Here is a 23,578-nt window from a genome sequence, read left to right on the forward strand (position 1 = left end):
CACGAAAGTGACCGGAAATCAACAGCCGTCACAGGGAACCCGAATGATCGAAACGCCGTCCAAGTGGCGTGCGTGAACATTCCGGCCCGGCCGTCAGGTGACCGGCACGAGGTCTCGCGAGGCGCTTCGGGGAAGCGGCCGCCTCGCCGAACTCGACCTCCTGCGCTTCGCCGCCGCCATGGCGGTGCTCGCCTTCCACTACTTCATCGCCTTCGCCTCGGTGTGGGGCGACCGTCCGGCCGAGCTGTTCCCGGCCATCTCCACGATCTCCGGGCTCGGCATCCTCGGTGTCGAGCTGTTCTTCATGATCAGTGGCTTCGTGATCCTGATGAGCATCTGGGGCCGGGGCCTGGGGGCGTTCGCCCTCTCCAGGCTGGTGCGGCTCTTTCCCGCCTACTGGGTCAGCGTGGCCGTCACCGCCGCGGTCTACGGGCTGACCGCGGCCACGGCCCTGGACCCCAAACTCAGCCTCGGTGAGTACGGCGTCAACCTCACCATGCTCCAGCGGGCCTTCGGCGTCTACGACGCCAACGGCGTCTACTGGTCGCTCTGGGTGGAGCTCCGCTTCTACGTGCTGATCTCGATCCTGGTGATCACCGGGGTGACGCTCAACCGCTGCCTGGCCTTCATGGGAGTCTGGTTGCTGGCGGCCGGTTTCTTTGCCGGAAGCGAGGAGGCGTGGGTCGAACTCGTGGTCATGCCCAAGTACGCGGCGTACTTCGTCGGTGGCATGGCGTTCTTCCTGATGACCAGGTTCGGCCCCAGACTCGTGCTGTGGTGTCTGGCCGGGATCAGTGGCGGCCTGGCCGTCAGCTCGGCGCTCGACCGGGTGGCCGGGCGTATCGAGAAGGTCGGCTACGCCGCGATGCCCGTGCCCGAGTGGGCCGTCGTCGCCACGGTGGTCGGCTTCTACCTGCTCATGGCGATGGTGGCGCTCGGATGGCTACGGTGGCTGCGCCGGCGTGGCCTGGTCGTCCTGGGCGCGCTCACCTACCCGCTCTATCTCTTCCACACCACGGCCGCCGTCCTGATCGTCCCGGCCCTGCGGGACACGCTGCCGCCGCCGCTGACCGCCCTGGTCACGGTGCTGGCCGCGATGGCGTTCTCCTACCTGGTGTACCGGGTGGCCGAGCGCCCTCTTCAGGAGTTCGTCAAGTCGAGGAGGCAAGGGAAGGCCGTACCGGCGCCGCCGGCACAGCCCCCCGCGCTCTCCTCGATCCCCCTCGCAACGGGCGAAAAGGCTTCGGTGCCATAACTGTCCGACCACCGGGCATAGTGAAGGGTCTAGGGTCGGGAATAGATACCTCGAAGAGAAACAGTCCCTGATGAACAGAGGGTGCGCATGACGGTACGGCGGGTGATGGGCATCGAGACCGAATACGGCATCTCCGTGCCCGGACAGCCGGGGGCCAACGCGATGGTGACCTCCTCTCAGGTCGTGAACGCCTATCTGGCGGCCTCGGCGGCCAGAGCGCGGCGCGCGCGGTGGGACTTCGAGGAGGAGAACCCGTTGCGCGACGCGCGAGGGTTCGACCTCGCGCGGGAGGTGGCCGACCAGAGCCAGCTGACCGACGAGGACCTCGGCCTGGCGAACGTGATCCTCACCAACGGGGCCCGGTTGTACGTGGACCATGCCCACCCCGAATACTCCACTCCCGAGTGCACCAACCCTCGGGCGGCGGTTATCTGGGACAAGGCGGGCGAGCGGGTGATGCACGACGCGGCGGTTCGCGCCTCGGCGATGCCGGCCAACGCCCCGATCCAGCTTTACAAGAACAACACCGACAACAAGGGCGCCTCCTACGGCTGCCACGAGAACTACCTCATGCGCCGGGCGACCTCGTTCGCCGACATCGTCAGGCATCTGACGCCGTTCTTCGTCTCCCGGCAGGTGGTCACCGGCGCGGGCAAGGTCGGCATCGGCCAGGACTCCCGAGGTGAGGGTTTCCAGATCAGCCAGCGGGCCGACTTCTTCGAGGTCGAGGTGGGCCTGGAGACGACGCTCAAGCGGCCGATCATCAACACCCGGGACGAGCCCCACGCCGACCCGGAGAAGTACCGCCGCCTGCACGTCATCATCGGCGACGCCAACATGTCGGAGATCTCGACCTATCTGAAGCTGGGGTCCACCGCGCTGGTCCTGGCCATGATCGAGGACGGCTACTTCACCCGTGACCTCGCCGTGGACAACCCCGTCCAGGCACTACGCGCGGTGTCGCATGACCCGACGCTCAAGTACGAGATCTCCATGCGCGACGGCCGCAAGCTGACGGCGGTGCAGCTCCAGATGGAATACCTGGAACTCGCGCGCAAATATGCCGAGGAACGCAGCGTCAACGGCCTGGACGAGCCCACCAAGGACGTTCTGGAGCGCTGGGAGTCGGTTCTCACCCGCCTGGCGGAAGACCCGATGCAGCTGTCCGGGGAGCTTGACTGGGTGGCCAAGCTGGAGCTCCTGGAGGGCTATCGCACCCGCGACGGCCTTCCCTGGTCGCACCCGCGCCTGCAGCTCGTCGACCTTCAGTACTCCGACATCCGCCCCGACCGGGGGCTCTACAACCGGCTGGTCGCCCGGGGCCGCATGCAGCGCCTGGTCACCGAGGAAGAGGTGCAGAGGGCCGTCGAGGTGCCGCCCAACGACACCCGCGCCTACTTCCGCGGACGATGCCTGAGCCAGTACAGCGAGTCGGTGGCCGCCGCCTCCTGGGACTCGGTCATCTTCGACATCCCCGGCCGCGAGTCGTTGCAGCGTGTTCCCACCCTTGAGCCGCTGCGCGGTACCAAGGCCCATGTGGGTGAGCTGTTCGACCGCTGCCGTACCGCCGCGGAGCTGGTGACGGCGCTGACCGGCGAGTAGCGACGCTCCCCGAGGGGGAGGCGTCCGCCGTGGCGGCCTCCCCCTCGATCCGGACCGCCCGTACGGCGGCAGCGGGCCCGTCGACTCCAGGCGGACGGTCCGGCCCGGTGGTGACCGGTACGGTGCCGTACGGCCCGCCCGCCTGGTGAAAGGCCACGCGAGGCGCTACGTGTAGGCGTCCGGTGGCAGCCGGGCCGCGGGGAGTCGCGGCGGGGCCAGGGCCACACCCTCCGCATGGAGGACCGCCGACAGCATGCGACCGGCCTGACCCGTGCTGATACGGGCCGCCGGGTCGCGCTGGAGCAGCCCTTCCAGCACAGGGCGCAGCGCTCCCGCCCGTACCATCCCCTCCGTGGGCCGGTCGGCGGCTGAGCTCCGGGACGTCGGCGCGCGGTGACCGGAGCGCGGCGGCCGGCCCTCCAGCGCGAAGTACAGACTCGCCCCGAACGACCACAGGTCGCCGGCCGGGGTCGGTGAACCGCCCTGTAGCCGCTCCGGCGCGATGAAGGCGGGGGTGTGGGTGAGCGGCAGGGTCGTGGAGGTGCTCGCGTCGCGGTGCAGCGCCGCGATTCCGAAGTCGGCCAGCACCACCCGGTCGCCGGTCAGCAGAATGCTGCGCGGGTTGATGTCCCGGTGCAGGATGCCGGCCCCGTGCGCGTGGCGCAGCCCGCCCAGCAACTGGAAGCCGATCCATGCCACCCAGTGGGGCGGCAGGTGGCCCATGTGCCGTACCGTCTCCTTGAGCGTGAGGGCCTCCAGCAGCTCCATGACGATCCAGAGCCGCCCGTCCTCCTCAAGCAGGTCATGCACGGAGATCACCGCCGGGTGGTTCAGCCGCCCGGCCGAGCGAGCCTCGCGCAGGGCCCGCCGCCGCGCGTCGCGCATGTCCGCCCCGTATTCGCCGAACCGCGGCTGGATCTCCTTGATTGCCACATTCCGCCTGAGCAGGGAGTCATGGGCCCGCCACACGATGCCCATACCGTCCTGCCCGATCGGCGAGGTCAAGTGATAACGATCACCCAGTGGACGTGCCCTTCCCGCACCTGTTCCCATGAATCACCTGTTGCACATAGAAGCCGAGCCCCTCAGCTGATTCATATTTTCACCTGGAACGGTGCACCGTGTGGTTACTTATGGTGATTGTGGATAACAATTCAGTCGCACAGACACGATGGAATTTTGTTCCGCGTCCTTAAATCCCTACCCTGGGATCAGAAAAATTGCTCCGAAGTCGGCGAACACGCTGGAAAAAACGCCCGGAAACGCGTCAGGCCGCACTGAAACAGCGCACGTCCTCCAGCATCTTCGACGTCCGCTCGGCACTCAGTCGCGCCCGTGGATCCTTGCGCAGCAACCCCCGCAGCACCGGCTCCAGAGCGCCCGCCCGCTTCGGCGCGCGTGGCTGCTCTCGCAGCGCAGCCACCAACGCCGCCATCGAGTTCACCGTGCGGAACGGGGTCCTACCCTCCACCGCCATGTAAAGCGTCGCGCCGAACGACCACATGTCCGCCTCGCGGGTGCCGCCCCTGCCCTGCAGCGCCTCCGGCGCGATGAAAGCCGGTGTGCCCCGCGTCGAGGTCGTCGCCGCACCCTCCGGCGCCGCGAACCCGAAGTCGGCCAGCACCACCCGGTCACCGGTCAGCATGATGTTGGCCGGCTTGATGTCGCGGTGGATCACTCCGCCGTCGTGCGCGTGCCGCAGCGCCTCCAGCAGGCGGCAGCCCATCGCCGCCACCAGGTCGACCGGGAGCGGGCCTGCCTGCACGAGCGTGTCGTGCAGCGTGAGGGCCTCCAGGAACTCCATGACGATCCAGAGGCGCTCGGCCTCCTCGGTCAGGTTGTGCACCGTCACGATGCCGCGATGGCTCAGCCGTGCCGCCATCCGCGCCTCCCGGACCACCCGCCGCCGCTGCTCGGCCGCGGCGGGTCCAGGTGGCAGGGGTATCTCCTTGAGGGCCACCTCTCGCTCCAGAAGCAGGTCGTATGCGCGCCAGACGACGCCGGTCGCCCCCTGGCCGACGCGGGAGACGAGCTTGTACCTGCGCGCGATGATGGTGCTCACCCCTCAATGATCGCAGTTTTCAGCCCGGTAGGCCTACCTGGAACGTTCCTTACCTTCTCATGGGCTTCCGGATAAGGCCGGATTCGAGGGTGATGGTGGTCACACAGGGCCGACCAGGGCGGCGGCATGCCCGAGTGCGGCGGCATCCCGCCCGGGAGAACGGGGCGAAGGGGGGTTTGCCGAGGAGTCCCTGGGGAGGTTCCTTGACGGGGAGCACCTCGGAACGGCCCAGGGAAGCTCCCACAAAGATCACGGGACGATCCGCGCGCAATGTCGTCCGGTTCGGGGAAGATATGAGTCAGATGCGTCCCCCAAGCGGAGGTGCCACACATGGCAAGTAAGGACACCGGCGGCCAGAAGCAGACCGGCCGGACCGACAAGGAAGTCGAGGAGACCGCCGCGGCGGAGACCTCCGACGTCCAGGAGCGTCACGAGAAGCTCTCCGACGACGTCGACGCGATCCTCGACGAGATCGACGAGGTTCTTGAGGAGAACGCGGAGGAGTTCGTTCGAAGCTACGTGCAAAAAGGCGGGGAGTAGGGGACCGCGCGGGAAAAGCCGCCAAGGAGCGGCCGGAGGTTTCCGTCGGCCGTGAATATCGTTCGAGATACGAGGCGACCAGGCCGTAGGCCGAATTCAGCCGTGACCGAGCGCGACCAGATGGACTGACTTCTCATCGCAAACCCTGTCGCACCTGGATGAAACCCGGATGCAAAGGGTCGGCGAAGTCAAGAACCACGAAGGCGAGCGCGACTACCGGCCGAAACCGGGTCACGGCACTACCGAGAGGCGTCACCGAGGTGGACGTCGATCGGACGTTCGCCGAGCAGGACGGCTTCCGCTCGATCCACCGGGCGGGAGAGCGGAGTGGTGGGAGGAGGGGCTCGGGCACCGGGTGGGTCTCCGGCCCGCCCGCCCGCGCGCCCGGAGGCGGGCCGAGGGGACGGCATGTCGCGACGACTCCGCCACTACACGGATGTAGTCACCCGTAAAGATTCAAAAGCCCGGCGGAGGTGGTTCGCGCTGAGCTGATCCAGGGAAGTGCAAGCAGGACGGCAAGATGAGTAAGGTCGGGCCTTAAAGGACTGCACCTTTGGAGGGAGTCGCGTGGGATCGCACAGGGACCTGCCCGCCGGCATGGTGAATCATATCTTTACCGACACCGGGAGCTCCTCGTTCACCGAGTTCGTCAGGTCCCATTCGCCGGACTTGTTGCCTGTCCGTAACGAGACTCTGGCGACCCCGGTTGGTGACCAGATTCCGCATGCCACCACGATCGTCGCGGCGATGTGCGCGGGTGGCGTGGTGATCGCGGGAGACCGCCGGGCGACCTCGGGAAACATCATCTCCCAGCGAGACATGGAGAAGGTGTTCCGCACGGACGACTACTCGGGCATGGGCATCGCGGGGACGGCGAGCACCGGGATCGAGTTGGCCCGCCTCTACCGGGTGGAACTCGAGCACTACGAGAAGCGGGAGGGCCGCACGCTCTCGGTGGCGGGCAAGGCCAACCGGCTCGCCACGATGATCCGCGGCAACCTGCCGATGGCGATGCAGGGGCTCGTGGTCGTGCCGCTCTTCGCCGCCTACGACCCCGATATCGACGGCGGCCGGATCTTCAGCTACGACGTGGGCGGTGGCCCCTACGAACAGCGGCAGCACCACGCGATCGGGTCCGGCTCGATCTTCGCGCGGGGTGCGCTGAAGAAGCTCTACCGGGAGGGCGCCTCGCCCGAGGACACCGTGCTGACGCTCATCCACGCCCTCTACGACGCGGCCGACGACGACTCGGCGACCGGTGGCCCCGATGTGATCCGCAAGATCTGGCCCGTCGTCGCGGTGATCACCGCCGACGGATACCGCCGACTCCCCGACGAGGAGGTGGGCGAGTTCGCCCGGGTCGTGATCGACTCCAGAGCGAACTTCCCCGACGGCCCCACCGCCCCGCTGCGCTAACACGAGAGGATCACCCCAGGTGTCCATGCCTTTTGGATATGTCTCGCCCGAGCAGCAGATGCGGGACAAGGCGGACTACGCGCGCAAGGGGATCGCGCGGGGCCGTAGCGTCGTCGTCCTGCAGTACAAGGACGGCATCCTGTTCGTCGCGCCCAACCCGTCCCGTGCCCTGCACAAGATCAGTGAGATCTACGACAAGATCGGTTTCGCCGCGGTAGGCCGCTACAACGAGTTCGAGGCGCTGCGTCTCGGCGGCATCCGCTATGCCGACATCAACGGCTACACCTACGCCCGTGACGACGTCACCGCCCGTGGCCTGGCCAACCTCTACGCGCAGAACCTCGGACAGATCTTCACCGAGTCACTGAAGCCGTTCGAGGTGGAGATCGTGGTTGCCGAGGTCGGCGATTCCTCCGACGAGGACCACATCTACCGGCTGACCTTCGACGGCTCGGTCTTCGACGAGGCGGGCCTGGTGGCCATGGGCGGCCAGGCCGAGGCGGTGGCCGGCCGGCTCAAGGAGCGTTACCGCGACGGTCTGTCACTGACCGAGGCGCTGGAGGCGGCACTGTTCGCGCTGACCGAGCCGGGCGGCGAGCGCTTCCCCGCGGGCCAGCTGGAGGTTGCGGTCCTCGACCGGAACCGGCCGCACCGCAAGTTCCTGCGGCTCAGCGGCCCGAGACTGGAGCGCCTGCTGGCCGACGGGGCCTCCGCGGCCGAATCCGCGGCCGAATCGGCGGCGCAGGCCACCCAGACGGCCCAGACGGAGAGTCCCCTTTCCGCGCCCGAGACGCCCGGTGCCCCGCCGACCGCGCCCGACGGCGACATCGACACCGGGGCGAGCGGCTGATCGGGTCCGACGACGACACCGGCACCGCGTCCGGCGACTGACCGCACGACGGGAGAGCGCCGCCCTGCCCGGGGCGGCGCTCTCGGTGTGTTCTGGATCACACCCTTTCCTGACAACCGAACCGGCTCACCGATGGTCACAGTCTGTGTGAAAAACGCCACCCCTCTAGCCCGGACCGGGCTCACCCTCCGCTCGGCCGGTCCCGCCACGCTGGCACTGCTCGCAGCCGTGGCACTGACGTCCGGCTGTAGCGAGACGCCGGCTCCGGCCTCCTCCCCGGGAACGACCGCCTCCGCCGCCCCCTCGACCGGCGCGCCTGACGCCGCCCCCGAGTCCGCCCCCGCCTCCCGGCCCGCGGCCACCCCCGAGCTCTTCGGCACCGAGTTTCAGGCCGCTCCCGAGCACGACTGGAGCAAGGGCAGCCCGCCCCCCTTCGAGGGTGTCCTGCGCGGCTGGCTCACCGGCGTGGACGACAACGGCGTGGCCGAGTACCGGCCGATCCGTTTCGCCCAGAGCGGTGGCGAGGACGGCCACTTCGACGGTCCCGAGGAGGGCGACGTGACCCGCTACCTGGCGCCCATCGCCGAGGACGTGCTGTTCCTCGCGGACAGCGGCTGCGACGGCTCGTCACAGACCTATGACAAGGCCACCAACCTCGGCACCGAGAAATGCGGCCGCCAGACGCTGATCGACAACGTCAAGGAGGCGGCATCCCTGGCCGGGGTGGAGGGTCTCTACCGGCCGGCCCTGATCACCACGGAGAACGGCAGAATCACCAAGGTTGTCGAGATCTTCTGGCAGGGCGGCGGCTGATCCGGCCCATCGGGCCCGACGCCCTCGCATCGCTCGCATCCGGCGATGCCCCGGGTGCGAGCCGCGTCCGCGCTTAGCCGCTCGCAGCCCGGGGCATAAGCCGTACGACCGAAAACCCCATGATCCCTCCCACGAGAGGGGTTCGGCGAATAGTGTGAGGCAATGGATCGTCGCATCTTCGGGCTTGAGAACGAGTACGGCGTCACCTGCACATTCAGGGGGCAGCGGCGGCTGTCACCCGATGAGGTAGCGCGTTATCTATTCCGCCGTGTCGTCTCCTGGGGCCGATCGAGCAACGTCTTCCTCCGCAATGGGGCGCGCCTGTATCTCGACGTGGGCAGCCACCCCGAGTACGCCACCCCCGAGTGTGACAACGTCGTGGAGCTCGTCACCCACGACAAGGCGGGCGAGCGCATCCTGGAGGGCCTTCTCGTCGACGCCGAGAAGCGTCTTCGCGAGGAGGGCATCGCCGGCGACATCTACCTGTTCAAGAACAACACCGACTCCGCGGGCAACTCATACGGCTGCCACGAGAACTACCTGGTGGGCCGGCACGGCGAGTTCGGCCGACTGGCCGACGTGCTGATCCCGTTCCTGGTCACCCGGCAGATCATCTGCGGGGCCGGCAAGGTGCTGCAGACCCCGCGTGGAGCGGTCTACTGCGTCTCCCAGCGGGCCGAGCACATCTGGGAGGGCGTATCCAGCGCCACCACCAGGTCACGCCCGATCATCAACACCCGTGACGAGCCGCACGCGGACGCCGAGCGGTTCCGCCGCCTGCACGTCATCGTCGGCGACTCCAACATGAGCGAGACGACCATGCTGCTCAAGGTCGGCGCCACCGACCTGGTGCTGCGCATGATCGAGGCGGGCACCGTGATGCGTGACCTGTCCCTGGAGAATCCGATCAGGGCCATCCGAGAGGTCTCCCATGACATGACCGGGCGGCGGCGGGTGCGGCTGGCCAACGGCAGGGAGGCGTCCTCGCTGGAGATCCAGGAGGAATACCTCTCCAAGGCCCGTGAGTTCGTCGAGCGTCGTGGCGGCGACGAGATCAGCCACCGGGTGCTGGAACTGTGGGAGCGCACGCTCAACGCGGTCGAGACCGGCAACCTCGACAAGGTCGCCCGCGAGATCGACTGGGTGACCAAGTACCAGCTGATCGAGCGCTACCGCAGGAAGTACGACCTGCCGCTGTCGAGCCCCCGGGTCGCCCAGCTCGACCTGGCCTACCACGACGTGCACCGCCGCCGTGGCCTGTTCTACCTGCTACAGAAGCGCGGTGCGGTGGAGCGGGTGGCCTCCGACCTGAAGATCTTCGAGGCCAAGTCGGTGCCGCCGCAGACCACCCGTGCCCGGCTGCGCGGGGAGTTCATCCGCAAGGCGCAGGAGAAGCGCCGTGACTTCACGGTCGACTGGGTGCACTTGAAGCTCAACGACCAGGCACAGCGCACGGTGCTGTGCAAGGATCCGTTCCGCAGCGTCGACGAGAGGGTGGACAAGCTCATCGCCGGAATGTGATGGTCACGCTTCGGCAAGCTCCTTCCATGCTTACCTCCTCTGTATGCCGGTACGGGTAGTGTGGCGCGAACCTGACGTCTGCTTGAGGGATACCTATGCGCCGCCGCAGCATGGCCGTACTGGCCGCAGTGCCTCTGATGTTCGCCGCAGCATGCGGCTCCGGAGGGGACGTGGCCACTGGCTCCTCCAGTCCCGCCGGCAGCGGAGTCACCGAGCTACAGGTGACAGGGGCGGTCGGCGCCAAGCCGAAGGTGGCCTTCCCGGCCAAGGTCGTCGAGACCTCCTCCTACAAGGTGCTCACCCCCGGCAGCACGGGGGAGGCCGCCAAGCTCGGCACCAACGTGGTGGCCAACTTCACGGTCTTCGCCTGGGACGGCAAGGAGAACAAGCTCGCGGGCTCGACCTATGACGAGGGCGGGCCGCAGGTCATCACGCTCAACGAGCAGGTCCCGGAGATCCTCAGAAAGGGCTTCGCCGAGACCAAGGGCGGCGGCAGGTTCATGTCCGTCGTCGCCAAGGACGCACTGCCCAAGGAGCAGCAGGCGCAGGCCCCCGCGGGCCAGTCGCAGGTCTTCGTGGTCGACGTGATCGGCGTCCCCGAGGGGAACGCGGCCAAGGGCACCGCGACCGACCCCGGCCTCGCCGGCGTCAAGGTGGAGAACCCGGGCGGCGAGGCCGCACCGAAGTTCACCACCAAGACCAAGGAGAAGGCGCCCAAGGAACTCGTCGCCAAGACCGTGATCAAGGGCGCGGGGCCCGAGGTCAAGACCGGTCAGTCGATCCTGGTCCAGTACGCCGGGAAGGTCTGGGGTTCGGACGTCGAGTTCGACAGCAGCTGGTCCCGCGGCGGCCAGCCGATCATGTTCCAGATCGGCACCGGCAAGGTCATCAAGGGCTGGGACCAGGGTCTGGTCGGCGTACCCGTGGGCAGCCGGGTGCTGCTGAGCATCCCGCCGGACCTCGGTTACGGCAAGGCGGGTTCCGGCGACAAGATCAAGGGAACCGACACCCTGGTCTTCCTGGTCGACGTGCTGGCCGCCTACTGACGCTCCGCCGCCGGGGCGACGCAACGGCGAGAAAGAACACCTGCGCCGGCTGGAGAAGAAGGCGGCCCACCAAGCTACCAGGCACCGAGTCTGCCCGAACAGCAGAACCGGTAGCTCCCATTAGGACGTGGAGACCTCGGGGTTACCCGGTCTGCGAAGCGTCAACCCCCGCGCGCCGCTTAACCGCGACGCGACGGGAGAGTCTCCGGCCTTCGGGCCGGGGAGGAGTTCAAGACAGCAGCGAGGCCGTGTGGCGTCCGGCGGCGGCCGAGGCCAGGAAGTAGGCCAGGTCCTCGTCCAGGCCGCGGCCCATCGTCGACAGCCTGACCGGAGACTCCCGCAACGCCGCGTACAGCCCGTCCACCGGCACCTCGACCAGTTCGTGCCGCGCGGCGAGCGGGCGCGACTGCTCGGTCACCCGCCTGCCGAAGTCGCCGGGCAGCACGGGCACGGCGATCTGGGCGGGAGCCAGCGCCACCCGGCCGTAGGCGGTCAGCGAGTGGTGTGAGACCCCGATGTGGCGCTCGCGCAGGTCGCCTTCGCTGACCCGCAGCGCCGCGACCGGGCGGCCCCCGAGGACGGCGGCGGCGTTGACCGCCTCGCCGGCCGAGACGCCGGAGAAGCCCCAGCGGGTGCCGCTGCCCAGGTTGCCCGGCCCCTGGGTGACGATCGCGACGTCGGCCCCCAGGACGTGCCGGGCCGCCAGCAGGCCCGTGTGCGGCGTCACCGCCTCCACGTCGCCGCCGAAGGCCTGGCCCACCGTGACGACCCCGCACAGCCAGCCGGCCTCCCGCAGCCGCGCGCACGACATGGAGAACCAGGCGGGCAGCGCGCCCCCGTCGAGCATCACGTAGGCGACCCTGACGGGCCGGCGCCCGCCGTTGGATCCCCGCTCGTCGCCGGTCTCCCCGGTAGGCGGGGGATTCGAGCCGTACAGGCCGCAGAGAATCGCCGGCAGGGCCGAGTGCAGGTCGGCGACGATCACCGGCATGCCGTCCACGGAGTCGGCGTCGCGCAGCAGGTCGTGGAAGGGCGAGTCCTGCTCGTCCGCGCCGAGTACGGTGGTCTGCAATGGGGTGTAGCGTGCCTTCACCAGGTGTCCGGGACCTTGAGGATCTTGTGGCAATCGGTCGGGAACAGCCACCACCATGGCGTAACCTCCCGTACCGAGACCCATCGCGAGCGCGGTCGTGTTAAGCAGTACCCCATCACCGGGCTCCGGGCGCCCCACCAGGGCCGGGTAGGCGAGCGCGCGCGCCTCACCGTCCTCGGTGGTCACGTCGAGTTCCACCGCCCCCGGCCATTCGCGCCGGATCCGTACGACCTCGCCCCTGCGCCATCTGATCACGGGGGAAGGGTAGCGTCACTTGAACAGGGAGGAGGCCGGATGTCGCGCCGGAAGACCGAGCGGCTGCTCAATCTTGTGATCTGCCTGCTGGCCACGCGGCGGCCGCTCAGTGCCGAGCACATCCGCCAGGCGGTGCCGGGCTACGACGCCGACAACGACGAGGCCTTCCAGCGGATGTTCGAGCGGGACAAGAACGAACTGCGCGAGATCGGCATCCCGATCGAGGTCCACAAGGACCCCTGGGAGGAGGATCCCGGCTACCGGATCGTCCGCCAGGCCTACGAGCTGCCGGAGATCACCCTGGAGCCGGACGAGGCCGCGGTGGTGGGTCTGGCGGCCCAGGTGTGGCAGCGGGCCAGCCTGGCCGAGGCGGCCAGCGGCGCGCTGCTGAAGCTGCGCGCCGGAGGCGTGGAGACCGACGAGGCGTACGGGGTGCTCGGCGGGGCACTGGAGTTGCGCGTCGACACCCAGGATCCGTCCTTCCCCGCGCTCTGGGAGGCCGTGCGCGACCGGCGGGCGGTCCGCTTCGCCTACCGGGCGGCGGCCAGCCAGAACGTACTGACCCGCACCGTGGAGCCGTGGGGCGTGGTCAGCCGCCGCGGCCGCTGGTACATGGTCGGTCACGACCGCGACCGGGACGCGCCGAGGGTCTTCCGGCTCAGCCGGATCGGCGGGGCGGTCACCACCGTCGGCCGCCCGGGCTCCGTGACGGTGCCCGAGGGCGTCGACATCAAGTCCATGGTCGTCTACAGCGACGCCGCGGTCCGGGAGCGTACCGCCCTGGTCCGGGTCAGGCAGGACACCTGCCAGGGGCTGCGCCAGGTGGCGAAGGCGGTGCGGTCCGCCGGCGACGGATGGGACGAGCTGGAGGTCGAGTTCACCGACCCCGGCCGGCTGGCCGGGTGGATCGTGGGCTTCGCCGCCGACGCCGAGGTGGTCGGCCCGCCGGACGCCCGCGACGCGGTGATCTGCCGCCTGAAGGGAGCACTCGCGTGAGTACCGCCGATCGCCTGCCCAGGTTGCTGGCGCTGGTGCCCTATCTGATGTCGCACCCCGGGGCACAGGTGCCCGAGGTCGCGAAGATCTTCGGCCTGACCGAGAAGCAGCTCATCGACGACCTGCAGCTGGTGTGGATGTGCGGGCTGCCCGGTCACACCCCCGGCGACCTGATCGACGTGTCGTGGGACGGCGGGGAGATCGTCATCGACAACGCCGACACCATCGCCCGCCCGCTGCGGCTGGGGGTGGACGAGGCCAGCGCCCTGCTGGTCGCGCTGCGCCTGCTCGCGGAGATGCCGGAGTTCGGGGAGCGCGACGCGCTGACCCGGGTCATCGCCAAGTTCGAGCAGGCCTCGGGCGAGGGCGCGGCGGCGGTCAGCAGCCAGGTCGCGGTGGAGGTCGACGCCGCACCCGACGCGCTGCCCGTCGTCAACGAGGCGCTGCGGCGCCGTAGACGGCTGTCGCTGCGCTACTACGTGCCGGGGCGCGACGAGGTCACCCCGCGCGAGGTCGACCCGATGCGCCTGGTCGTCGTGGACGGCCGCCCCTACCTGTCGGGCTGGTGCTACCGGGCCGAGGCGGTCCGGCTGTTCCGGCTGGACCGGATGCTCTCCGTCGATGTGCTCGACGTGCCCGCCGACCCGCCCGCCGACGCCGTGCCGGACGAGGTGACGCCCGGGGTGTTCCGGCCCTCGCCGACCGACGAGCTGGTGGAGCTGGAGCTGACCGCCGCGGGCCGCTGGGTCTCCGAGTACTACCCGTGCGAGCAGGTCACCGAGCTCGGCGAGGGCCGCGTGCGGGTGACGTTGCGCGCCAGGGACCAGGGCTGGGTGGTACGTCTGGCGCTGCGCCTGGGAGACACCGGCAGGGTGATCTCGCCCGCCTCGCTGGACGCGAGCGTGCGCGCCGCCGCGACGGCCGCGCTGAATCGTTACGAGTCGATCTCCTGACGCGCGGAGCTAGGATCTCCCGGTATGAGCTGGATCATCGCCGCGCTCTCGCCGGCTCTCGCGGGGCTGGCGGTCCTCGGTTTCCTGGCCGTTCGCGTGCTGCGCGCGGCCACCGAGCTCGGCCGCGAGATCGACCGCGCGCACGGGAGGCTGGAGCCCGTCCGGGTGCTGTTCGGTGAGAGAGCGGGGACGATACGCGTTCCGCGGGGATGAGTCTGTCCTCGGGGCAGCGTACGATCGGAGCAGAGACCGCACGTCGTTCGGCGTAAGGATGTGTAATGCCAAACCTCGGACCCACTGAGCTGATCATCATCGGCTTGATCCTGGTGCTGCTTTTCGGTGCCAAGAAGTTGCCGGAAGCCGCCCGCGGGCTCGGCCGGTCGCTGCGCATCTTCAAGTCGGAGACCGCCAAGCTCCGCGATGACGACGAGGCAGCCGGCACGACCACCACGGTCGTCCAGGCCCATGCCCAGCCCGCCACCCCGGCTCCGCAGCCGATCCCGCCGGCGACTTCGGCCCCGGCCTCGGCGCTGAGCGCCGAGGAGCAGGCCCGCCAGCTTGAGGAGCAGGCCGCCAGGCTGCGAGCTCAGGCCGGAGCGCCCAAGACGCAGTGATCGGCGGTAGCCTGAAGATCTACCCTGATCAACCGACTCGTCACCCCAGGATTCGTGAATGGCGCTGCTGAAGTGGCCTAAACCGGGCCGGAATGGGGCGACACCGCCCGTTGACTCCGTTGACTCCGTTGACTCGGGCGACGGCCGGATGCCGCTCATGGAGCACCTGCGCGAGTTGCGCAACCGGCTGGTCATCGCCATGCTCGGCCTGGTCGCGGGCATGGTGGTCGGTTTCATATTCTTTGGCCCGATCTGGCAGTTCGTGTCCGCCCCTTACTGCGGGCTTCCCCAGGCGCAGGAGTTGCGGCCTGGACAGTGCACGATGCTGATCCTCGGCGTCTTCGACTCCTTCTTCGTGAACCTCAAGGTCGCGGCGATGTTCGGCCTCGTCGTCTCCTCGCCGATCTGGCTCTGGCAGATCTGGGGTTTCGTCACCCCGGGCCTGTATCGCAATGAGAAGCGCTACTCGATCCTGTTCGTCGTGCTGGCCGTCCCGCTGTTCCTCGCGGGCGCGGCTCTGGCCTACTTCGTGATGGACACGGGGCTGTCGATCCTGCTTGGGTTCGCCCCGCCGGGGACGCTGACCGGCATCACGATCGACGAGTACCTCAGCTACGCGCTGATCATGCTCATCGTGTTCGGCATCTCCTTCGAGCTGCCGCTGCTCATGGTGTTCCTGAACGTCATCGGGGTGTTGCCGCGCGCGCTGGTGGCCAAGCACCGCCGCATGGTCATCTTCATCATGTTCGTCTTCGGCGCGGTCGCCACCCCGGGCGGCGACCCGTTCACGATGATCGCGCTCGCCCTGCCGATGGTGGCGCTGTTCGCCCTGGCCGAGGGATTCATGTACCTGCGGGAGAAGCGGCAGCCGAAGGGTGATGACTTCTCCCACCTCTCCGACGACGAGGCATCCTCGCTCGACGACGACGCCTCGGCCCTGGGCGATGTGGCTCCCGTCGATGATCCGGCTCCTATCGATTCGAAAACGACCGACACCGATCCCGGCAAATAGGGGATAAGTTCCGGTCTGTGCCCGCAGAGATCGCAGTCCTCGTCAATCCCGCCGCTCGTGGCGGCCGCTCGCGGGGACTGCTCTCCCCGGTGCTCGACCGGCTGCGGCAGGGCGGTCGCGAGGTCTCGGTGATCCTCGGAGACTCCGCCGCCGACGCCCTGGACCGAGCCTGCACGGCCGTCGCCGAGGAGCCCGAGGCGCTGGTGGCCTTCGGCGGTGACGGCCTGGTCCACCTGGCACTCCAGGCGGTCGCGGGCAGTGGTGTGCCGCTGGGCGTCATCCCGGTGGGCACCGGCAACGACATCGCGAGCGCGCTCGGCATCCCGCTGAAGGCGCCCCTGGCCGCCGCCGACATCGTGCTGCGCGGGCGGGTGCGCACCGTCGACGCCGCCAAGGTGGGTGAGGACGAGTGGTTCGCCGGGGTGGTGGCCTGCGGCTTCGACTCCCGTGTCAACGAGCGGGCCAACCGGATGACCTGGCCGCCCGGCATGGCCAAATACCTGCTCGCCCTCGTCGGGGAACTGCGCTCCTTCCGCCCCATCCCCTTCCGGATCGACCTGGACGGCGAGATCGTCGAGCGGGAGGCCATGTTGGTCGCGGTCGGCAACACCCGTTCGTACGGCGCGGGCATGCGGGTGTGCCCCGATGCCGTGCCCGACGACGGCCTGCTGGACGTGACGATCCTCGGTGCCGTCCCCAGGGGGGAGTTCCTGCGCACCTTTCCCCGCGTCTACCGGGGCACCCACGGGAGCCACCCCGCCGTCACCATGCGCCGCGCCCGCCGTGTGCGGGTGGAGGCTCCCGGAGTGATCGTCTACGCCGACGGCGAGCGGGTCGGTCCCACCCCGCTGACCTGCGAGATCGTTCCCGGGGCGCTGACGGTCCTCGTTTAGGCCCGCTCGGGCGCTCCGCGGGGAGGGACCGCCGCCCTCGGACCGCCCACGCGATCGGCCAGAGCGCCGGGTAAAAGGGGGGACAGACCGGAATCCCGATATCGGTAGGCTGGGAGGCATGACGACCCCAGCGGAACGATACGCTGCTTTCCGTCAGAGCCAGGCTGAGAGCGGGCCGGCGCTGACCTCGTTCCGCGGCCTGTACGACTTCGAACTGGATGACTTCCAGCTCGACGCCTGCCGGGCGCTGGAGGCGGGCGACGGGGTCCTCGTGGCGGCCCCCACCGGCTCGGGAAAGACGGTCGTGGGCGAGTTCGCCGTGCACCTGGCCCTGGCGGAGGGCCGCAAGTGCTTCTACACCACCCCGATCAAGGCGCTGTCCAACCAGAAGTACAACGATCTGGTCAGGCGGTACGGTGCGACCAAGGTAGGGCTGCTGACCGGCGACAACAGCGTCAACGGCGAGGCTCCCATCGTCGTCATGACGACCGAGGTGCTGCGCAACATGCTCTACGCCGGATCCGGCACCCTGGCGGGGCTCGGCTTCGTCGTCATGGACGAGGTCCACTACCTCGCCGACCGGTTCCGCGGCGCGGTCTGGGAAGAGGTGATCATCCACCTGCCGGAGTCGGTGCGGCTGGTCGCCCTGTCGGCCACGGTGAGCAACGCCGAGGAGTTCGGCGAGTGGATGGGGGAGGTCCGCGGCGACACCAGTGTCATCGTCGACGAGCACCGTCCGGTCCCGCTCTGGCAGCACATGCTCGTCGGCAACCGCATCTACGACCTGTTCGTCACCGGCGACGGGGACCGCCGCCCCCAGATCAACCCCAACCTGCTGCGCATCGCCAAGGACGAGGAGCGCCAGGCGTACGGCAGGGGCCGCCGAGGCTACTCGCGGCCCCGTAGGAGCGGTCCGCCGGACCGGGCCGCGGCCATCGAGCGCCTGGACACCGACGCCCTGCTGCCCGCGATCACGTTCATCTTCTCCAGGGCCGGCTGTGACGCCGCCGTCATGCAGTGCCTGCACGACGGCATCCGGCTCACCACCGACGCCGAGCGCCACGAGATCCGCCAGATCGTCGACGAGCGCACCGCGCACCTGCCCGACGAGGACCTGGCCGTGCTCGGCTACCTCGAGTGGCGTGACGCCCTGGAGCGGGGTCTGGCCTCCCACCACGCGGGCATGCTCCCGGCCTTCAAGGAGGTCGTCGAGGAGCTGTTCACCCGCGGTCTGGTCAAGGCCGTGTTCGCCACCGAGACCCTCGCGCTGGGCATCAACATGCCCGCCCGCTCCGTGGTGATCGAGAAGCTCGACAAGTGGAACGGCGAGACCCACGCCGACCTCACACCCGGCGAGTACACCCAGCTCACCGGGCGGGCCGGGCGCCGCGGCATCGACGTGGAGGGGCACGCGGTAGTCCAGTGGCAGCCGGGCACCGACCCCCTCCAGGTCGCCGGCCTGGCCAGCACCCGCACCTACCCGCTGCGTTCCAGCTTCCGCCCCTCGTACAACATGGCGGTCAACCTGGTCGGCCAGGTGGGCAGGGAGCGGGCCAGGACGCTCCTGGAGTCCTCGTTCGCGCAGTTCCAGGCCGACCGGGCCGTGGTGGGCATCGCCAAGCAGGTGCGCCGAGCCGAGGAGGCCCTGGAAGGCTACCGCCAGGCGATGACCTGCCACCTGGGCGACTTCGAGGAGTACGCCGCGATGCGCAGGGCCCTGTCCGACAGGGAGGCCGAGCTGTCGCGCCAGCGCGGCGCGGCCCGCAGGACGCAGGCGCTGCGCTCGCTGGAGGCGCTCAAGCCCGGTGACATCATCCGGGTTCCGGGCGGGCGCCGCGCCGGCCTGGCCGTCGTTCTCGACCCCGGCCTCAACTCCCGGGGGGAGGGGCCGTCCCCGCTGGTGCTGACCATCGGCAAGCAGGTCAAGAAGCTGTCGCCGGCCGACTTTCCCGTCCCGGTCGAACCGGTCGAGCACCTGCGCATCCCGAAGAACTTCAACGCCCGCTCGCCGAAGGAGCGGGCCAACCTGGTCTCCTCCGTGCACGCCAAGATCGGCGACCGGGACTTCGGCAAGCCCGTCAGGGCACGCGACCACGCCGCGGAGGACGAGGAGATCATCCGCCTGCGCCGGGAGATCCGCCGGCACCCCTGCCACGGGTGCGACGAGCGCGAGGACCACGCCCGCTGGGCCGAGCGCTACCACAAGCTGCTCCGCGAGACCGAGGGCCTGCGCCGCCGGGTCGAGGGCCGCTCCCACGTCATCGCCCGCACCTTCGACAAGGTCTGCGGGGTGCTCGACCAGCTCGGCTACCTCGACGGTGAGAGCGTCACCGCCGAGGGCCGCCGCCTGGCCCAGCTCTACACCGAACTGGACCTGCTGACCGCCGAGTGCCTGCGCGCCGGGCTCTGGAACGACCTGGACCCGGCCGAACTGGCCGCGTGCGTCTCCTCACTGGTCTTCGAGTCCAGGCAGGCCGACGATGCCCGCCAGCCCAGGATCCCCGCGGGCGGCGCGCAGAAGACGCTGGCCGACATGGTCCGTCTCTGGGGCGAGCTGGAATCGATCGAGAGCGACCACGGCCTGTCGTTCATCAGGGAACCCGACTTCGGCTTCGCCTGGGCGGCCTTCCGCTGGGCCAAGGGCCACACCCTGGACTCCGTGCTCCGCGACGGCGCCGGCGGCGCGGAACTGGCCGCGGGAGACTTCGTACGCTGGATCAAGCAGCTGCTCGACCTTCTCGGCCAGATCTCCAATGCCGCCCCCGGGGGGAGCAAGGTCAAGCAGAGCGCGGGCAAGGCGATGGACGCCCTACGCCGCGGTGTGGTGGCCTACTCGTCCCTGACCTGAGCCCGTCGGCGGCACGGCTCTGGTCTGAGCCGTGCCGCGGCGGGGCGGACCTCGCGGGTGGCGTGGTGTCAGGCCAGGCCGAAGCGGACCTCGCGGGTGGTCGGGTCGGCGCGCGTCAGCCGCACGCGCACGACCTTGCCCAGCCCAAGCCCCTCGCCGTCGCAGCGGGCCGTCACCGCCGGATCGGTGAGCTGCACCTGGCCCCACGGCTGACCCTCGGTCACGTCGATCACCACCGCGTCGAACGTCTGGCCCACCCGCTCGCGGAGCACGAAGGCCTCCACCAGGTCCACGCACGCCCGCTCGACGCCGTTCACGCGCCGCCCGGTGGTGCGCATGATCTCCGGCAGCTCGCCCATGGCCTCCTGGACGTCCTGCGGCACCGGCTCGCCCGCCGCGATGGCCAGGCAGATCTCCGTGGCGTAGCGGTCGATGAGCCGGCGCAGCGGCGCGGTCACATGCGCGTACGGTGCGCCCACCGCGGCGTGCGCCGCCTGCGAGGGGGGCTCGCCGTTGAAGGCCACGTAGCCGGCGCCGCGCAGCAGCACCGTCGACTCCTGCAGGAACGCGGCCTGCTCGGGAATCTTCGGGTCGAGGGCGTGCACGACGTCGCCGTACCCCGCACCCTCCGGCCAGGGCACGCCGAGTGCCGCGGCCACCCTGCGGACCTGGGCGACTCTCTCGGCGGGGGCGGGCGGCAGCACCCGCAGCAGGCCGATCTCCGCGTCCAGCATCATCGAGGCGGCGGCCATGCCCGTCAGCAGCGAGATCTGCGCGTTCCACGCCTCGGCCTCCAGCGGGGCGCGCAACTCCAGCCGGTAGCCGTCCCCGTCCGGAACGACCTCCTGGTCGGGGGTGGGCAGCGTGACGCCGCCTCTGGCCCGCTCCAGGGCGAGCCTGAGCCGGCCGATCTCGGCCAGCAGCCGCAGCGTGCCGTCGGCGGTGCCGGTGTCGATCGCGGCCTGCACGTAGTCGTAGTCGAGCCTCTCGCGGCTGCGTACCAGCGCCCTGGTCACGTCCGCGCCCACGATCCGGCCCTCCGCGTCGAGGTCGACGCACCACAGCGCGGCGGGCCGGGTCACGCCCGGCAGCAGGCTGGCGGCGGCCTCCGACAGCAGGGGCGGGTGCAGCGGCACGCGCCCGTCGGGCATGTAGATCGTCTCGCCCCGGGTGCGGGCCTCGGTGTCGATCGCCCCGCCGGGCCTGACGAACGCCCCGACGTCGGCGATGGCGTACCAGACGCGGTAGCCGCCGGGCTGCTCCTCCAGGTGCACGGCCTGGTCGAGGTCCATCGCCCCCGGAGGGTCGATGGTGATCAGTGGCAGGTCGGTCCGGTCCAGCCGGGGCAGGGTGGGCACCTCGGCGACCCACTCGGCCTCGTCGACCACCGCTCGGGGAAACCCCTCGGGCAACTTCATCTCACGGCGGATCCGTTCGAAACCGTCGTCGAGCCGCGGATGGGACTCTCCGGGCACCCGGATGCTCTTGTGAGGCACAGGGAGCAACCTACCGGCTTGCGGCGGGGCCGCCCCACCGACTAGGGCGAAATGGGCAGACCGGACATTCCATGGGATGGGTCAGAGCGCGGAGGTCAGCCGTTCCAGCGGCCCGCCCAGGCCGTAGCGCTCGCTCAGCGCGGCCAGGGCCTCCGGGTCGCGGGGCTTGGCGGGGAGCGTGAGGTCGGTCTCGGGCAGGGGCACGTCGCGGGCGACCCAGACCACCTCGGGGGCCACCCGCAGGTAGTCGCGGGCGGCCGACAGCCTGGCGCGCTGCCCCGAGGTCAGGTCGCCGTCCCCGTCGAAGGCCCGCAGCAGCGCCTCCAGGGAACCGAATCGGGTGATCAGAGCCGCCGCGGTCTTGTCGCCCACCCCCGGCACGCCCGGCAGGCCGTCACTCGGGTCGCCGCGCAGGGTGGCGAAGTCGGCGTAGCAGCGGCCGGGGATGCGGTACTTCTCGGCGACGACGGTCTCGTCGACCAGCTGGAGGTTCTTGACCCCTCTGGCGGTGTAGAGAACGCGGACCGGCCGGGAGTCGTCGACCAGCTGGAACAGGTCGCGATCGCCGGTGACGACGTCGACCTGGCCGCCGGCCCGTGCGGTGAGCGTGCCCATCACGTCGTCGGCCTCGTAGCCGGGCACGCCGATGCGGGCGATGCCCACCGCGTCGAGCACCCGCTCGATCACCGGCACCTGCGGGGCGAGCGTGTCCGGGGTCTCCTCGGCGCCGCCCTCGGCGACCCTGTGGGTCTTGTACGTGGGGATGGCCGCCACCCGGAAGGCAGGGCGCCAGTCGGCGTCCATACAGGCCACGAGCTCGCGGGGAGAGTGCCTGCGGACCAACATGGCGATCATGTCGATGACGCCGCGCACCGCGTTGACGGGCATACCGTCGGGCGAGGTCATCGACTCGGGAATCCCGTAGAAGGCGCGGTAGTACAGCGACGGAGTGTCAAGAAGCATCAGGCCGGGCATGGCGACCATTTAACCAATCAGCCGAGCACTCCGATGGCCAGAACGCAGGTGTCGTCCTCGGGATTGGGGCCGCCGATCACCTCGATGAGCTGGTCGAGTCCGTCGTTCGGATCTCCCCTCAGCAGGGCCGCGGCCTCCATGGTCAGCGCCAGGCCCTCGTCGATGTCGCGGGTGCGCCGCTCCACCAGCCCGTCGGTGAACAGCAGCAGCAGGTCGCCCTCCCGCAGCTCGACCCCGGCCAGCTCGTACGGCTCGTCGGGGGTGGCGCCCAGCAGCACCCCGGCAGGCGGGTCGAGCTGGGTGGCGGTCCCGTCGCGGACCAGGATCGGCGCCGGGTGCCCGGCCTGCCCCCAGGTGAACATCCTGGTGGCCGGGTCGAGGTGGCCGACGATCATGGTCGCCGTCGTCTCCGGCATCCGGTGCAGCACGAAGTCGTTGAGCCAGGCCAGCAGCCGGTCGGGGGAGTGGCCGGTCATCGCGAGGCCGATCAGGGCGTGCCGCAGCTGTGCCATCTGGGAGATCGCGGACATCCCGTGCCCGGAGACGTCGCCGATGGCCAGCAGCACCCTGTCGTCGGGCAGGGGAACGGCGTCGTACCAGTCGCCGCCGAGGCTGGGCTTGACACCCGCCGCCACATAGCGGACCGCGATGCGAGCGTGAGGCAGGTCGATGGTCTCTCCCAGGCCGGGCATTATCGCCTCGCGCAGCGCGAGGCTCATGTGGTGTTCCTCCGCGGCCTGCTCGCGGACCCGCAGCAGCTTGCTCCGCGACTCGGACATGATGCGCTCGGCACGACGTCGACAGGTGATGTCCTGGACGACGCCGTGCACGGCGGCATGGCCGCCGGTCACGACGGGGTCGAGCACGGCGCGCAGGTGGCGGAGCTCGCCGTGGCGGCGGATGCGGAACTCGACCTCCCCGGACTCGGCCCGGTGCATGACGGACCACAGGCGCAGGTCGAGGTCGGGCCGGTCGGTCGCCTCGACGTGGCCGGCCAGATCGCGCAGGTGAATCGGGCCGTCGCCGGGATCACGGCCGAATATGGTGTACACCTGATCGGACCAGGTGGACTCTCCGGTCTGAAGATTCCACTCGGTCCAGCCCATATCGCCCAGGCGTTCCGCGTGCGCCAGGCGGGTGTTGAGGAGTTGTCGCTCCACGGCCATGTGCTCGCCCGGCTCGTCTCGCAATCGCTGCGCCATCTCAGCGGTGGCCGACGGGGCCGAAGCGGTCACCTGGTCGTTTCGTGGGTGGAGGGGGGGCTGGTGGCCGCCCACTACGCCGACCATGTAGCTCGCTCTCGAAATGTATGGCTGTGTGGACATTTTGCCAACAAAT

21 protein-coding genes are annotated in these 23,578 nt (G+C 69.7%); 15 read left to right on the forward strand and 6 right to left on the reverse strand.

Annotation, left to right across the window (positions count from 1 at the left end):
- The first annotated feature begins 97 nt into the window (after window positions 1-97).
- Window positions 98-1,255, forward strand: coding sequence for an acyltransferase family protein (locus OG884_RS32345; protein WP_326639210.1), 1,158 nt, complete (start codon window positions 98-100; stop codon window positions 1,253-1,255).
- A gap of 87 nt (window positions 1,256-1,342) precedes the next feature.
- The gene (gene dop, locus OG884_RS32350; protein WP_326639212.1) at window positions 1,343-2,857 is read left to right on the forward strand and encodes a depupylase/deamidase Dop; all 1,515 of its coding nucleotides are present in this window, start codon (window positions 1,343-1,345) and stop codon (window positions 2,855-2,857) included.
- Between the two features lie 165 nt (window positions 2,858-3,022).
- Here dop and OG884_RS32355 read toward each other — a convergent pair whose 3' ends face one another.
- Both OG884_RS32355 and OG884_RS32360 read right to left on the reverse strand, forming a co-directional pair.
- Window positions 3,023-3,862, reverse strand: a complete 840-nt coding sequence (locus tag OG884_RS32355; protein WP_326639214.1) for a serine/threonine-protein kinase — start codon at window positions 3,860-3,862, stop codon at window positions 3,023-3,025.
- Between the two features lie 262 nt (window positions 3,863-4,124).
- Entirely contained in the window at window positions 4,125-4,919 is a 795-nt protein-coding gene (locus OG884_RS32360; RefSeq protein ID WP_326639216.1) for a serine/threonine-protein kinase, read from the reverse strand.
- Between the two features lie 330 nt (window positions 4,920-5,249).
- On the opposite strand from OG884_RS32360, the gene OG884_RS32365 reads away from it, so the two are divergent.
- The 6 genes from OG884_RS32365 to OG884_RS32390 all read left to right on the forward strand — a co-directional run bounded on the left by OG884_RS32365 (window position 5,250) and on the right by OG884_RS32390 (window position 11,105).
- Complete coding sequence (locus OG884_RS32365; RefSeq protein ID WP_030904562.1) at window positions 5,250-5,459, forward strand: ubiquitin-like protein Pup; 210 nt, start codon at window positions 5,250-5,252, stop codon at window positions 5,457-5,459.
- A 597-nt stretch (window positions 5,460-6,056) separates the two neighbouring features.
- The gene (prcB, locus tag OG884_RS32370; RefSeq protein WP_326647064.1) at window positions 6,057-6,875 is read left to right on the forward strand and encodes a proteasome subunit beta; all 819 of its coding nucleotides are present in this window, start codon (window positions 6,057-6,059) and stop codon (window positions 6,873-6,875) included.
- 25 nt (window positions 6,876-6,900) lie between these two features.
- Window positions 6,901-7,725 (forward strand): proteasome subunit alpha, encoded by an 825-nt coding sequence (prcA, locus tag OG884_RS32375; RefSeq protein WP_326647066.1) that lies wholly within the window; start codon window positions 6,901-6,903, stop codon window positions 7,723-7,725.
- A gap of 147 nt (window positions 7,726-7,872) precedes the next feature.
- Window positions 7,873-8,538 (forward strand): hypothetical protein, encoded by a 666-nt coding sequence (locus tag OG884_RS32380; RefSeq protein WP_326639220.1) that lies wholly within the window; start codon window positions 7,873-7,875, stop codon window positions 8,536-8,538.
- Between the two features lie 162 nt (window positions 8,539-8,700).
- Window positions 8,701-10,059: a Pup--protein ligase gene (gene pafA, locus OG884_RS32385; protein ID WP_326639222.1), complete on the forward strand. Its 1,359-nt coding sequence runs from the start codon at window positions 8,701-8,703 to the stop codon at window positions 10,057-10,059.
- A 95-nt stretch (window positions 10,060-10,154) separates the two neighbouring features.
- The gene (locus OG884_RS32390; RefSeq protein WP_326639224.1) at window positions 10,155-11,105 is read left to right on the forward strand and encodes an FKBP-type peptidyl-prolyl cis-trans isomerase; all 951 of its coding nucleotides are present in this window, start codon (window positions 10,155-10,157) and stop codon (window positions 11,103-11,105) included.
- A 229-nt stretch (window positions 11,106-11,334) separates the two neighbouring features.
- Here OG884_RS32390 and OG884_RS32395 read toward each other — a convergent pair whose 3' ends face one another.
- Window positions 11,335-12,453: a DUF3866 family protein gene (locus tag OG884_RS32395; RefSeq protein WP_326639226.1), complete on the reverse strand. Its 1,119-nt coding sequence runs from the start codon at window positions 12,451-12,453 to the stop codon at window positions 11,335-11,337.
- A 39-nt stretch (window positions 12,454-12,492) separates the two neighbouring features.
- Here OG884_RS32395 and OG884_RS32400 point away from each other — a divergent pair, with 39 nt between their 5' ends.
- The 7 genes from OG884_RS32400 (at window position 12,493) to OG884_RS32430 (ending at window position 19,769) form a co-directional block, all read left to right on the forward strand.
- Window positions 12,493-13,449, forward strand: a complete 957-nt coding sequence (locus tag OG884_RS32400; protein WP_326639228.1) for a helix-turn-helix transcriptional regulator — start codon at window positions 12,493-12,495, stop codon at window positions 13,447-13,449.
- The gene (locus tag OG884_RS32405) at window positions 13,446-14,402 is read left to right on the forward strand and encodes a helix-turn-helix transcriptional regulator (RefSeq protein WP_326639230.1); all 957 of its coding nucleotides are present in this window, start codon (window positions 13,446-13,448) and stop codon (window positions 14,400-14,402) included. The genes OG884_RS32400 and OG884_RS32405 overlap by 4 nt, the downstream gene beginning before the upstream one ends.
- Window positions 14,403-14,426: 24 nt before the next feature.
- Window positions 14,427-14,615 carry a hypothetical protein gene (locus OG884_RS32410; protein WP_326639231.1) on the forward strand — a complete coding sequence of 63 codons (189 nt, stop codon included), beginning with the start codon at window positions 14,427-14,429 and terminating at the stop codon, window positions 14,613-14,615.
- A 65-nt stretch (window positions 14,616-14,680) separates the two neighbouring features.
- Window positions 14,681-15,016 (forward strand): Sec-independent protein translocase subunit TatA, encoded by a 336-nt coding sequence (gene tatA / locus OG884_RS32415; protein ID WP_326639233.1) that lies wholly within the window; start codon window positions 14,681-14,683, stop codon window positions 15,014-15,016.
- Window positions 15,017-15,173: 157 nt separating this feature from the next.
- Window positions 15,174-16,028: a twin-arginine translocase subunit TatC gene (gene tatC / locus OG884_RS32420; RefSeq protein ID WP_326639236.1), complete on the forward strand. Its 855-nt coding sequence runs from the start codon at window positions 15,174-15,176 to the stop codon at window positions 16,026-16,028.
- Window positions 16,029-16,045: 17 nt separating this feature from the next.
- Complete coding sequence (locus tag OG884_RS32425) at window positions 16,046-16,921, forward strand: diacylglycerol kinase (protein ID WP_326639240.1); 876 nt, start codon at window positions 16,046-16,048, stop codon at window positions 16,919-16,921.
- Between the two features lie 118 nt (window positions 16,922-17,039).
- Window positions 17,040-19,769, forward strand: a complete 2,730-nt coding sequence (locus OG884_RS32430; protein ID WP_326639242.1) for a DEAD/DEAH box helicase — start codon at window positions 17,040-17,042, stop codon at window positions 19,767-19,769.
- A 68-nt stretch (window positions 19,770-19,837) separates the two neighbouring features.
- Here OG884_RS32430 and OG884_RS32435 read toward each other — a convergent pair whose 3' ends face one another.
- The 3 genes from OG884_RS32435 to OG884_RS32445 form a co-directional block, all read right to left on the reverse strand.
- Window positions 19,838-21,265, reverse strand: coding sequence for an RNB domain-containing ribonuclease (locus tag OG884_RS32435; RefSeq protein WP_326639244.1), 1,428 nt, complete (start codon window positions 21,263-21,265; stop codon window positions 19,838-19,840).
- Between the two features lie 81 nt (window positions 21,266-21,346).
- Window positions 21,347-22,240, reverse strand: a complete 894-nt coding sequence (locus OG884_RS32440) for a 5'-3' exonuclease (RefSeq protein WP_326639245.1) — start codon at window positions 22,238-22,240, stop codon at window positions 21,347-21,349.
- 17 nt (window positions 22,241-22,257) lie between these two features.
- A complete protein-coding gene (locus tag OG884_RS32445) occupies window positions 22,258-23,475 on the reverse strand; it encodes a PP2C family protein-serine/threonine phosphatase (RefSeq protein WP_326639248.1) in 1,218 nt (405 codons plus the stop codon).
- Window positions 23,476-23,578 lie beyond the last annotated feature (103 nt).

It is taken from the genome of Streptosporangium sp. NBC_01755 (assembly GCF_035917995.1).
In the GTDB taxonomy this organism is placed as follows: domain Bacteria; phylum Actinomycetota; class Actinomycetes; order Streptosporangiales; family Streptosporangiaceae; genus Streptosporangium.

Excerpts from the sequence above, each read along its gene's own strand:
- pafA (WP_326639222.1), top strand. The coding sequence starts at position 8,701 with ATGGATCGTCGCATCTTCGGGCTTGAGAACGAGTACGGCGTCACCTGC.
- tatC (WP_326639236.1), top strand. The coding sequence starts at position 15,174 with ATGGAGCACCTGCGCGAGTTGCGCAACCGGCTGGTCATCGCCATGCTC.
- OG884_RS32410 (WP_326639231.1), top strand. The coding sequence starts at position 14,427 with ATGAGCTGGATCATCGCCGCGCTCTCGCCGGCTCTCGCGGGGCTGGCG.
- tatA (WP_326639233.1), top strand. The coding sequence starts at position 14,681 with ATGCCAAACCTCGGACCCACTGAGCTGATCATCATCGGCTTGATCCTG.
- OG884_RS32365 (WP_030904562.1), top strand. The coding sequence starts at position 5,250 with ATGGCAAGTAAGGACACCGGCGGCCAGAAGCAGACCGGCCGGACCGAC.
- OG884_RS32440 (WP_326639245.1), bottom strand. The coding sequence starts at position 22,240 with ATGCCCGGCCTGATGCTTCTTGACACTCCGTCGCTGTACTACCGCGCC.
- OG884_RS32400 (WP_326639228.1), top strand. The coding sequence starts at position 12,493 with ATGTCGCGCCGGAAGACCGAGCGGCTGCTCAATCTTGTGATCTGCCTG.
- prcB (WP_326647064.1), top strand. The coding sequence starts at position 6,057 with ATGGTGAATCATATCTTTACCGACACCGGGAGCTCCTCGTTCACCGAG.
- OG884_RS32430 (WP_326639242.1), top strand. The coding sequence starts at position 17,040 with ATGACGACCCCAGCGGAACGATACGCTGCTTTCCGTCAGAGCCAGGCT.
- OG884_RS32390 (WP_326639224.1), top strand. The coding sequence starts at position 10,155 with ATGCGCCGCCGCAGCATGGCCGTACTGGCCGCAGTGCCTCTGATGTTC.
- prcA (WP_326647066.1), top strand. The coding sequence starts at position 6,901 with ATGCCTTTTGGATATGTCTCGCCCGAGCAGCAGATGCGGGACAAGGCG.
- dop (WP_326639212.1), top strand. The coding sequence starts at position 1,343 with ATGACGGTACGGCGGGTGATGGGCATCGAGACCGAATACGGCATCTCC.